Genomic DNA, 10,578 nt, shown 5'->3' on the forward strand with positions numbered 1-10,578 from the left:
CCGGAAGCCCGCCCCGCCCGCCGGCCGCCGGGGCAGCGCGCTCCGGACCCGGCCCACCGGTCCGACCGGCCCGGACGCGGACAGCGTGGCCGCCGGCCGGGCCGACGCGACCGCCGCGGCCGCGCCCGACAGGTCCTGGGTCAGGTCGCCCGCCAGCGCGGAGAGGTCCTGGGTCGCCTCCACGGAGAGCGGGGGATGGTCCTCCGCCCGCGAGGCCTCCGGGCCGCCCCGCCCGGCCAGGGCGTTGCGGGCCGTGGTCAGGTCCTGGGTCGGACCGTCGATCAGCTCGTGCACCGACAGTTCCTCGGCCGGCTCCGCCGGCCGCCGCTTCCGCCGCGCCATCACGCCCCCAGCAGGCTCTGGCCGCAGACCCGGACGATGTTGCCGCTGACCGCGCCGGACGCCGGCCAGGCCAGCCAGCCGATCGTCTCCGCCACGTCCACCGGCAGGCCGCCCTGGGCCATGCTGTTCATCCGCCGTCCCGCCTCCCGGATCATCAGCGGGATCCGCGCGGTCAGCCGGGTCTCGATGAACCCGGGGGCGACCGCGTTCAGACTGATGCCCCGCTCGCGCAGCACCGGGGCGAGCGAGTCGATCAGGCCGATCACGCCGGCCTTGCTGGTCGCGTAGTTGGTCTGGCCCCGGTTGCCGGCGATGCCGGCGATCGAAGAGACCGAGACGATCCGGCCGCCGGCCGGGATCAGCTCGCGCTCCAGCAGCACGTCGTTGATCCGCTCCTGGCTGGACAGGTTCACGTCGATGACCTGGTCCCAGCGGTCCGCGTCCATCCGGCCGAGGGTCTTGTCCCGGGTGATGCCGGCGTTGTGCACCACCACGTCGAGCCGGCCGTGCCGGCTCGCCAGGTGCTCGGCCAGCCGGGTCGGGGCGTCCGGCGCGGTCAGGTCGAGCTGCACGGCCGTACCGCCGATCTCGTTGGCCACCTCGGCCAGCGCGTCCCCGGCGGCCGGGACGTCCAGCGCCACGACCTTGGCGCCGTCCCGGGCGAGCACCTTGGCCAGCGCCGCGCCGATGCCCCGGGCGGCCCCGGTGACCAGCACGACCTGCCCGTCCAGCGGCCGGTCCCAGTCGGCCGGGGCGGTGGCGGTGCCGGCGCCGACCCGGATCACCTGACCGGAGACGTACGCGGACCGGCCGGACAGCAGGAAGCGCAGGGTGGCCTCCAGGCTGACCGGGGTGCCGGCGTCCCCGTTGCGGGTCACGTACACCAGTTGCGCGGTGACGCCCCGGCCGAACTCCTTGCCGATGCTGCGGGTCAGCCCCTCCAGCGCCCGCTGGGCGGTGGCCTCGCGGGGCGAGCCGCACTCGGCCGGCGGGGTGCCCAGCACGATCACCCGGCCGCTGGACAGCAGCGACCGGGCGTGCGGGTGGAAGAAGTCGTAGAGCTGGCGCAGCCCGGTGGAGTCGGTGATGCCGGTGGCGTCGTACACCAGGGCGGCGTAACGGGTGGTGGCGTCGGTGGCCGCGACGGGATCGCGCAGCTCGGCCCCGGCGAAGGTCAGCAGCTTGGTGACCTGTTCGGCGAGCCGGCTGCCGTCCGCCGCGCCGAGCAGGACCGGCCCGGGGACGAGCGGGTCGCCCGGCGTGTGGCGGCGCAGTCGGGGCGGGTCGGGCAGCCCGAGGCGCTTGACCAGCGCGCGGCCGGCCGCCGTTTGGACGAAGCTCGCGTAGCGGTCGCTCATGACCGTAGCCTACTGGTGAGTAGGTTGGACGCAACCCCCTGCGCGGCCCGTCCCCGGTCGCCGGTCAGTTCCCGCCGTGCCCGGCGGCCCGTCCGGCCCGCCACCGCTCCACCAGGGCCGGCAGCTCGCGGAACATGAATCCGTAGAAGTCCCGCATCTCCGCCAGTCGCCGGGCTGCGGGGGTGTCCTCTCCGGCGGCGGCGATTCCCTGGTCGGCGGCCTCGAACATGGACTTGACCATGCCGTTCTGGGTGGACATCAGGGTCGCCCAGGCGCCCTCGCGCAGCCGGTAGTGCTCCCGGCGGCTGCCGGGCGCCGGGACCCGCTCGATCAGGCCGACGGTGGAGAGCATCTTGATCGCGCCCGACACCGACCCCGAGCTGATGCCGAGCTGCTCGGTGAGCTCGGTGGCGGTCACGCTCTCCGCGTCGGCGAAGAGGAAGGCCGCCATCACCCGCGCGGTCGCCTTCTGCAGCCCGCCCTCGGACAGGACGAGCGCCATCCGTTCGGCCGCTGCGTTGGTTTCCGCCACGTGGTCCTCCTCCGGTGTCAAGCGCAACTCTAACATCTCTCAGTCTTCAAAAATCTCTGAAAGCTCTGATATGTTCGTCGTATGCCTCCCGTCATCGAGCTCACCGAGCTCACCAAGACGTACGGATCCCGCCGTGGCCTCACCGGCCTCACGCTCGACGTGCGGCCCGGCGAGGTCTTCGGCTACCTCGGGCACAACGGCGCCGGGAAGTCGACCACCATCCGCCTGCTGCTCAACCTGATCCGTCCCACCTCGGGCTCCGCCCGGGTGCTCGGCCTCGATCCCGGGGCGGACCCGATCGCCCTGCACCGCCGGATCGGCTACCTCGCCGGCGACTTCGTGGTCGACGGCCGCCAGCGGGCCGGCGAGTGCCTGACCTTCCTGGGCAACCTGCGCGGCGGCGTGCCGACGGCCCGGATCGTCGAGCTGGCCGACCGCCTCGACCTGGACCTCACCGCCCGGATCAGGAGCCTGTCCAAGGGCAACCGGCAGAAGGTCGGACTGCTGCAGGCCTTCATGCACCGGCCCGAGCTGCTGATCCTGGACGAGCCCACGTCGGGACTGGACCCCCTCGTTCAGCAGACGTTTCTGGAGCTGGTCGCCGAGGCCCGGCGGGACGGGCGGACCGTCTTCATGTCCAGTCACATCATGAGCGAGGTCGAGGCGGTGGCCGACCGCGTCGCGATCATCCGCGAGGGTCGCCTCGTCGCGCTCGACACGGTGGCCGACCTGCGTAGCCGGTCCCAGCTGCGGGTCCGGCTCACGTTCGCCGAGCCGGTCGGAGCCGCCGAGTTCACCGGCCTGCCCGGCGTACGGGATCTCGCGGTGCGCGGCTCCGTCCTCGACTGCCGGCTCGAGGGCACCCCGGACGCCCTGATCAAAGCCGCCGCCCGGCACCCCGTCGTCGGGCTGCGGGCCGATACCCAGGATCTCGAGGAGCTCTTCCATGACTACTACACCGGTCACACCGAGCGGCAGGAGGCCGTCGATGTCGCCTGACGTCCAGGTGGTGGTCCCCGGCACCTCCCGGGCGGCCCGCGTGTTCGGCCGGTCGATGGTCGGCAAGACGCTCCACGACAACCGCCGGATCTTCGCCGTCTGGGCGCTGGCCACCGGCCTCCTCGCCATGCTGTACGCCGGCTTCTACCCGCAGCTGAGTGCCGGGTCGGCGGCGAACGTGCCGGAGGCGATGCGGGGCTTCGGGCTGGACGACACCTCCACCGCCGCCGGCTACCTCCAGGGGGCGGTGTTCGGGCTGCTCGTGCCGCTGCTGGTGACCTTCTACGGGGCGGCGACCGGAGCGCGGACGACCGCCGCTGACGAGGAGTCGGGCTACCTGGACCTGCTGCTCGCGCACCCGATCGGCCGGGCGCGGCTGCTGCTGCACCGCTTCGCGGCCCTCGCCGCGGGTGCCGTGGCCATCTCCGCCGCCGTCCTGGTCGCCGTGCTCGCCGTGCGGACGAGTGCCGGCCTGGACTCGATCAGCGTCACCAACTTCGTCGCCCAGGCGGTCAACCTGATGCTCCTCGGTGTCTTCTTCGGCGCGCTCGGCACCGCCCTCGGCGCGGCCACCGGGAAGAGCAGGGCGACGGTCTTCGGCCTCACCGCCGGCGTGGGGGTGTTCAGCTACGCGCTGAACGGCTTCGCTCCGCAGCTCGGCGCGGAGTGGGCCCGCCACCTCACCCCGTTCCACTACTACCTCGGCGGTGAGCCGCTGCGACACGGCTTCGCCGCCGCCGACCCGCTGGTCCTGGCCGTCGCCGCAGCCGTCCTGCTCGGGGTGGGCATCCTCCGGTTCGTGCGCCGCGATCTCGGTCGCTGAACCGGCACCCCTCGGTGCGACCGGCACGGCATTCGCCCCGCGCTACCGTGCCGGCGCCCGCAGGACTCGCGCCGCAACCCCCCGACGGCGTAGCCTACTGGCGAGTAGGGTGCGGGCAGCAGCTTCAGAGGAGGCCGATCGTGCAGAGTGTCCGGCGGGTAGCGGTCATCGGCGGCAACCGCATCCCCTTCGCCCGCTCCAACTCGCGCTACGCGCACGCGTCCAACGCCGACATGCTCGGCGCCGCCCTGGACGGTCTGGTCGCCCGGTTCGGCCTCGCCGGGCAGCGGGTCGGCGAGGTGGTCGCCGGCGCCGTGCTCAAGCACTCCCGGGACTTCAACCTCACCCGCGAGGTGGTGCTCGGCTCCCGCCTCGACCCGCACACCCCGGCGTACGACATCCAGCAGGCGTGCGGCACCGGGCTGGAGGCCGCCATCCTGGTCGCCAACAAGATCGCCCTCGGGCAGATCGAGGTCGGCATCGCCGGTGGCGTGGACACCACCTCCGACGCGCCGCTGGCGATCAACGAGGACCTGCGCCGGACCCTGCTCCAGCTCAACTCGGCCCGCACCCTCGGCGAGCGGCTGAAGGTCGCCGCGAAGCTCCGCCCGCACCAGCCGTTCAAGCCGGAGATCCCGCGCAACGCCGAGCCGCGTACCGGCCTGTCGATGGGGGAGCACGCGGCCCGGACGGCGCTGCGCTGGAACATCGACCGGCAGGCCCAGGACGAGCTGGCGCTCCGCTCGCACCAGCGGCTCGCCGCCGCGTACGAGCAGGGGTTCTTCGACGACCTGATGACCCCCTACCTGGGGCTGACCCGCGACCAGAACCTGCGCCCGGACACCAGCCTGGAGAAGCTCGGCTCGCTCAAGCCGGTCTTCGGCGCCAAGGGGCCGGACGCCGAGCGGGCCACCATGACCGCCGGCAACTCCTCCCCGCTCACCGACGGCGCGTCCACCGTGCTGCTGGCCAGCGAGGAGTGGGCCAGGGAGCACAACCTGCCGGTGCTGGCCTGGTTCTCCTGGTCGGAGACGGCCGCGGTCGACTTCGTGCACGGCGACGAGGGGCTGCTGATGGCCCCCGCGTACGCGGTGCCCCGGATGCTGGCCCGGGCCGGCCTGGCCCTCCAGGACTTCGACTTCTACGAGATCCACGAGGCGTTCGCCTCGCAGGTGCTGGCCACCCTGGCCGCCTGGGAGTCGCCGGAGTTCTGCAAGGAGCGGCTGGGCCTGGACGCCCCGCTCGGCGCGATCGACCGGGACACGCTCAACGTCAACGGCTCCTCGCTCGCCGCCGGGCACCCGTTCGCCGCCACCGGCGGCCGGATCGTGGCCACCCTGGCCAAGCTCCTCGACCGCAAGGGCGGCGGGCGGGGTCTCATCTCCATCTGCGCCGCCGGCGGGCAGGGCGTGACCGCGATCCTGGAGCGGTGAACGCCCGCTGCTGATCGCCACATCGGCGAGCGGGCGGGTTCGCGGGCGAGTTGACCGCGCGGGTCAGACGGTGGCGCCGCCGTCGATGGCGATCGACGCGCCGGTGATGTGCCGCCCGGCCGCGCCGACCAGGTGGCTGACCGTCGCCGCCACGTCGTCCGGCGTCCCGTACCGACCGAGGGCGATCTGCGCGCGCTGCGCGTCCGCGCCGGCGCTGTCCGCCCGGTTCATGTCGGTGTCGGTGGAGCCGGGGAGGATCAGGTTGACGGTGATCCCCCGCGGGCCGAGTTCGCGGGCGAGTGCCCTGGTCAGGCCGTTGACTGCGCTCTTGGTCATGGCGTAGACGCTGACGCCCGGGAGGGGGGTCGGGACGCGGCTGGCGAAGCTGCTGCCGATGTTCACGATCCGCCCGCCGGCACCGAGGTGGCGCACCGCCGCCTGAGTGGCCAGGAACACCCCGCGTACGTGCACGGCGATGGCCCGGTCCAGGTAGTCGAGGCCGACCTCCTCGATCGGCGCCGACGAGAACACCCCGGCGTTGTTGACCAGGATGTCCAGCCGCCCCAGCTCGGCGACCGTCCGCTCGACGGCACCGACCAGTGCCGTCGGGTCGGCGCTGTCGGCCTGGATCGCCAGGCCCGTGCGGCCGTAGGACTCGATGTCGGCCACGACGGCCTTCGCGCTCTCCACCGCCTCCCGGTAGGTGAACGCGACGTGGGCGCCGTCCTGGGCCAGCCGGCGCACGACGGCGGCGCCGATGCCGCGGCTCCCGCCCGTGACCAGGGCAACCTTGCCGGTGAGACTGGGCACTCTTCCTCAATCCTGTCTGTCGACTCAGGATGGCGATCATCACCCTATCCGGCGGCCGATCCGGTCGGCCGTCCCCTCGGGTCCGGCCCGTGGGCGTTGGCCCGACCGAACGGCGATGCCCATCCGGGTTGCCACCCGGACGGGCATCGGTCGCTGTGCCGGGGATCAGCCGAGGTTGAACTTCTCCCACGAGCCGAGCCCGATCCTGGTGCTGCTCGCGATCAGCGGTTTGGCGCCGGCGCTCGCCGCGGTGACGTAGCGGTTGTTGGCGCTCGCCTTCAGGCTGACCGTGCCGTAGCTGTTGCGGACGAGGGTGAACCGTTCCGCGGTCCCGATGGTGGTGCGGTTGGCGATCAGCGGCATCGTGCCCGCGCTCGGCGCGGTGACGAAGCGGTTGTTCGACTGTGCCAACAGCGCGATCTGCCCGTTGCCGAGGTCCACCAGGTCGAACCGCTCCCAGAGCCCGACACTGGTGCTGCTGGCGATCAGCGGCTTCGCGTTCGCGCCGTCCGAGCGGACGTACCGCATGTTCGCGCGGGCCTTGAGTGACCGACCGGAGTCGGCGACGTTGACCCGGTAGAACTTCTGCGAGGTCCCGATCGAGGTGGCGTCGGCCACCAGTGGGGCGGTGGCCGACGCGGCGCTCACATAACGGTTGTTGGCGGCCGCCCGCAGGCTGATCGTGCCGTCCGTGTTGCGGAGCAGATCGAACCGTGCCGCAGTGCTGGCCATGGGACTGGCCGGAACGAGTGTGCTGGTGCCGACGCTCACGTACCGGTGGGCGGCTCGGGAGAAGAGGGCCACCTGGCCGCTGGCGTCCGCCAGGTCGAACTGGGCGGTGGCGCCGAGCCGGCCCTGGTCGGCCACCAGCGGGCTGCCGGTGCTCGCCCCCGCGTAACGGAGGCTGGTCAGGGAGAGCAGCCCGACCGTGCCGATACGTCGCAGCACGCTGACGCCTTGCAGGGTGGCCCCGCTGACCCGACCGTCGCTGCCCGACACCTTGACCGAGACGGTGTAGTCGCCGAAAGCCGCGTAGCGGTGCGCGGCGACCGGGGTGTTCTGGGTGACCACCGTGCCGTCGCCGAAGTCGAACACGTACGAGGTGATCGGTACGTAGCCGGGGGCCGAGGTGGAGGCGTCGACCGTGACCGAACTCGTGCCGAGGTCCAGCGCCGTGTCGAACCGGGCGACCGGAGTGCCGACGAACTCGGTGGCACCTCGGTCGGCCCAGGGCACCGGTCCGGCGCCGGTGTTCGCCACGGCCGGGTTGTCCGCCCGGGCGGTGCCGAGCCGGTCGGTCGCCTGGTAGCCGGGCGCCGCCGAGTTGGCCGCGTCCTCTCTGTCCCTGGTCCAAGGCGTGTCGATGTCGTGGGCGGCCTGGCCGGAGGCGGTGCGGAATGCGGCCAGACTCATCCGGGTGCCGTTCCAGGAGTAGGCCGCCCCGGACGGCGAGGCGTTGTGGTACGTGTTGTTGTAGTCGACGACCGTGTCTCCGGTGGCGCCACCGTAGATGCCGATCTCGGCACCCCCGGGCCCCGAGCTCGGGCAGTAGCTCTGGCCGAAGAGTCCGTTCGAGACCAGGTAACTGTTCTGTACCGAGACGCCGGTCGACGTTTCGTCGACCCGGATGCCGTCCTGGCACCGGCCGTTCACGGAATTGTTGGTGATCGCCGTGCCGGTGGCGCCGCGGTTGTGGATTCCGTAACCGATGCCGCCCCTGACCTCGTTGTTGGCCACCACGGTGCCGGACGCCTCCGGCCCGACGGCGATGGCCGCGCTGCCGAAGCCGCTGAGGAAGTTGTTGACGATGGTGTTGCCGGGTCCGCCGTTCCGGATGCCGGCGCTCTCCCGCGCCGAGTTGTCCGCGCTCAGCACGTTGAGGTGGTCGAGGGTGACTCCGCTGGTGGCCGCGTCCATCGTCACACCGTCGGCGAGGTTGTTTCCGCTGATCGTGAAACGTGTGAGCGATGAGCTGGCGACGCCGGCGAGCCGGACGGCCGGGGCGGTGGGCAGGTCCGCCATCGCGTAGCTGCCGCCCCGGATCGTCACGTCTGAGGCGTTGCGGAGGTCCAGGGCGGGCACGTCGGCCGCTCCCCGGACGCGGAGGTTCTGGAGGACCACATCGTGCTGGCCCTCGATGACGAAGCCGCCGTTCGGCCCGGTGAGCGTGGCGACCTCACTGGCCAGGAAGGTGATCGGTTGTTCCGGCGTGCCGGAGTTGGCGATGGTGACGCGCTCCGGATAGCTGCCGCGGCCGACGTCGACGGTCTGCCCGGCGGTGGCCACCGCAGCGGCCGGGCCGATGGAGCAGAACGGCTGCGCGAGGGTGCCGGGCCCGGTGTCCGAGCAGGCGGTGGACTCCTGGCGGACGTAGTAGGTCAGGGCCTCGGCGCCCTGGGCGGCGCCGCCGGTGACGAGCAGGGAACTGCCGGTCACCGCGATCGCGGTGAGCCCGGCGAGGGAGGATCTGCGCATGTGAATCCTCGACTGATGAGGAAAGGTCCGGCCTGATCCCGGACGTGGATGGCGTCATGATCCCTGACCACCCGACGTCGCGTTGTCCTGCCCGGCATAACGGACGGCCGGCCCGCGACGCTCCTTCCGTCTAGCCGGGGCGGAAAGCCGGCATTCGGCGCGGACTTGTCGCAGCTGGGCCACGAGCCGCCGAGGGTCGGCCTGAGCGTGCCCGCCGGGGTGGCGGTCCCGCCGGTACGAAAGAATGAGGGCCGTGACGACGATCCCGAACGTGCTCGCCAACCGGTACGCCTCGCCCGAGCTGGTCGCCCTCTGGTCGCCGGAGGAGAAGGTACGGATGGAGCGGCGGCTCTGGCTCGCCGTGCTGAAGGCCCAGCGGGACCTCGGCGTGCCGGTGCCGGACGGGGTGGTCGAGGCGTACGAGCGGGTGGTGGACGACGTCGACCTGGCGTCGATCGCCGAACGCGAGCGGGTCACCCGGCACGACGTGAAGGCCCGGATCGAGGAGTTCAGCGCGCTCGCCGGGCACGAGCACGTGCACAAGGGGATGACCTCCCGGGACCTCACCGAGAACGTCGAGCAGCTCCAGATCCGTGCCTCGCTGGAGCTGATCCGGGACCGGGTGGTCGCCACGCTGGCCCGGCTCGCCTGGCACGCCCACGAGCACTCCGGCCTGGTGATGACCGGCCGGTCGCACAACGTCGCCGCCCAGGCCACCACCCTCGGCAAGCGGTTCGCCTCGGCGGCCGAGGAGCTGCTGATCGCGTACGAGCGGCTGGCGGACCTGATCGACCGCTACCCGCTGCGCGGCGTCAAGGGGCCGGTCGGCACCGCCGCCGACCAGCTCGACCTCTTCGACGGCGACGCCGACAAGGTCGCCGAGTTGGAGCGCCGGGTCGCCGGGCACCTCGGGTTCAGCCGGGTGCTGGACAGCGTCGGCCAGGTCTACCCGCGCTCGCTGGACTTCGACGTGCTCTCCGCGCTGGCCCAGGTGGCCGCCGCGCCGTCGTCGCTGGCCACCACGATCCGGCTGATGGTCGGCCAGGAGCTGGTCACCGAGGGCTTCAAGCCCGGCCAGGTCGGCTCCAGCGCCATGCCGCACAAGATGAACACCCGGTCGTCGGAGCGGGTGAACGGCTTCGCGGTGATCATCCGGGGCTACCTGTCGATGGTCGGCGAGCTGGCCGGTGACCAGTGGAACGAGGGGGACGTCTCCTGCTCGGTGGTCCGCCGGGTCGCCCTGCCGGACGCGTTCTTCGCCGCCGACGGGCTGTTCCAGACCTTCCTCACCGTGCTCGACGAGTTCGGGCCGTACCCGGCGGTGATCAACCGGGAGCTGGAGCGCTTCCTGCCCTTCCTGGCCACCACGAAGATCCTGGTCGGGGCGGTCCGGCGCGGGGTCGGCCGGGAGGTCGCGCACGAGGTGATCAAGGAGCACGCGGTCTCGGTGGCCCTGGCCATGCGGGAGAAGGGCGCGGCCGAGAACGACCTCTTCGACCGCCTGGCCGCGGACGGCCGCCTCGGCCTGACCCGTGCGGAGATCGACGCCCTGGTCGCCGACCGCAATGCCTTCGTCGGCGCCGCCGGGGCCCAGGTGGACCGCGTGACGGCCCGCATCACCAAGATCGTCGAAGCCCGCCCTGAGGCCGCCGCCTACTCCCCACCCCCCATCCTCTGACCGTTCCCGCCTCGCCCTGGCGCGTTGATCAAGGAGTTTGCGTCAACGAGGAGATCAGCAGCCACGCCAACAACATGGTCAACCCGGGGATGGGGCGGCGGGGGTGAGGTGTGGGGGGGGGGGGGTTA

The 10,578-nt window shown here is 72.4% G+C and carries 8 protein-coding genes and 1 pseudogene; 4 read left to right on the forward strand and 5 right to left on the reverse strand.

Annotation, left to right across the window (positions count from 1 at the left end; genetic code table 11):
• The 3 genes and pseudogenes from ACWEVO_RS18040 to ACWEVO_RS18050 all read right to left on the reverse strand — a co-directional run.
• Window positions 1–345: pseudogene (locus tag ACWEVO_RS18040) on the reverse strand (hypothetical protein); the annotation flags it as partial.
• Entirely contained in the window at window positions 342–1,700 is a 1,359-nt protein-coding gene (locus ACWEVO_RS18045; protein ID WP_452308675.1) for a 3-oxoacyl-ACP reductase, read from the reverse strand. The gene ACWEVO_RS18045 and the pseudogene ACWEVO_RS18040, both read right to left, overlap by 4 nt.
• Before the next feature lie 64 nt (window positions 1,701–1,764).
• A complete protein-coding gene (locus ACWEVO_RS18050; protein ID WP_452308676.1) occupies window positions 1,765–2,232 on the reverse strand; it encodes a GbsR/MarR family transcriptional regulator in 468 nt (155 codons plus the stop codon).
• An 81-nt stretch (window positions 2,233–2,313) separates the two neighbouring features.
• Between ACWEVO_RS18050 and ACWEVO_RS18055 the strand changes: the two genes are divergently transcribed.
• The 3 genes from ACWEVO_RS18055 (at window position 2,314) to ACWEVO_RS18065 (ending at window position 5,487) form a co-directional block, all read left to right on the forward strand.
• Window positions 2,314–3,231 (forward strand): ABC transporter ATP-binding protein, encoded by a 918-nt coding sequence (locus tag ACWEVO_RS18055; RefSeq protein ID WP_452308677.1) that lies wholly within the window; start codon window positions 2,314–2,316, stop codon window positions 3,229–3,231.
• On the forward strand, window positions 3,221–4,054 hold the full coding sequence (locus tag ACWEVO_RS18060) for an ABC transporter permease subunit (RefSeq protein WP_452308678.1): 834 nt from the start codon (window positions 3,221–3,223) through the stop codon (window positions 4,052–4,054). The genes ACWEVO_RS18055 and ACWEVO_RS18060 overlap by 11 nt, the downstream gene beginning before the upstream one ends.
• Window positions 4,055–4,194: 140 nt before the next feature.
• Window positions 4,195–5,487, forward strand: coding sequence for an acetyl-CoA C-acetyltransferase (locus ACWEVO_RS18065; RefSeq protein WP_452308679.1), 1,293 nt, complete (start codon window positions 4,195–4,197; stop codon window positions 5,485–5,487).
• A 63-nt stretch (window positions 5,488–5,550) separates the two neighbouring features.
• On the opposite strand, the gene ACWEVO_RS18070 is transcribed toward ACWEVO_RS18065, so the two are convergent.
• Both ACWEVO_RS18070 and ACWEVO_RS18075 read right to left on the reverse strand, forming a co-directional pair.
• Window positions 5,551–6,297: an SDR family NAD(P)-dependent oxidoreductase gene (locus tag ACWEVO_RS18070; RefSeq protein WP_452308680.1), complete on the reverse strand. Its 747-nt coding sequence runs from the start codon at window positions 6,295–6,297 to the stop codon at window positions 5,551–5,553.
• 165 nt (window positions 6,298–6,462) lie between these two features.
• The gene (locus ACWEVO_RS18075) at window positions 6,463–8,772 is read right to left on the reverse strand and encodes a PKD domain-containing protein (RefSeq protein WP_452308681.1); all 2,310 of its coding nucleotides are present in this window, start codon (window positions 8,770–8,772) and stop codon (window positions 6,463–6,465) included.
• A 253-nt stretch (window positions 8,773–9,025) separates the two neighbouring features.
• Here ACWEVO_RS18075 and purB point away from each other — a divergent pair, with 253 nt between their 5' ends.
• Entirely contained in the window at window positions 9,026–10,450 is a 1,425-nt protein-coding gene (gene purB, locus ACWEVO_RS18080) for an adenylosuccinate lyase (protein WP_452308682.1), read from the forward strand.
• Window positions 10,451–10,578 lie beyond the last annotated feature (128 nt).

The sequence above is a fragment of the Micromonospora sp. NPDC003776 genome (assembly GCF_053605645.1).